The 434-nt window shown below is 66.4% G+C and carries 1 protein-coding gene; it reads left to right on the top strand.

Going from position 1 to position 434, the window contains the following annotated elements; genetic code table 11:
* A partial coding sequence (locus ACV22Z_RS35780; RefSeq protein ID WP_448080949.1) for a TOBE domain-containing protein occupies window positions 1-434 on the top strand: 434 nt, incomplete at both ends.

Raw genomic sequence — 434 nt, 5'->3', positions numbered from 1 at the left:
GCGATGACGATGGCGAGCCGCCTCGCGGTGATGAGCGAAGGCAAGATCGTGCAGATCGGCTCGCCGGGCGAAGTGTACGAATTCCCGAACAGCCGCTTCTCGGCCGAATTCATCGGCTCGACGAACCTGTTCGAAGGGCGCGTCGTCGAGGACGAGCCCGACCACATCTTCGTCGAGAGCGACGACCTCGAAGCACGCATGTACGTGAGCCACGGCGTCACGGGCCCGCTCGGGATGCCGGTCGGCATCTCGGTGCGCCCGGAGCGCATCCACGTGTCGGTGACCAAGCCGAACTCGCAGCACAACTGGGCGCGCGGCGTCGTCACCGACATCGCGTACATGGGCAGCTACTCGCTGTACCACGTGCGCCTGCCGAGCGGGAAGACGGTGGTGTCGAACCTGTCCAGCTCGCACCTGATGCACGACGGCGCGCC

This window comes from Burkholderia sp. PU8-34 (genome assembly GCF_053427725.1).
The sequence above is the reverse complement of the archived record's forward strand: the minus strand, read 5'-3'. Positions and strand labels throughout refer to the sequence as shown.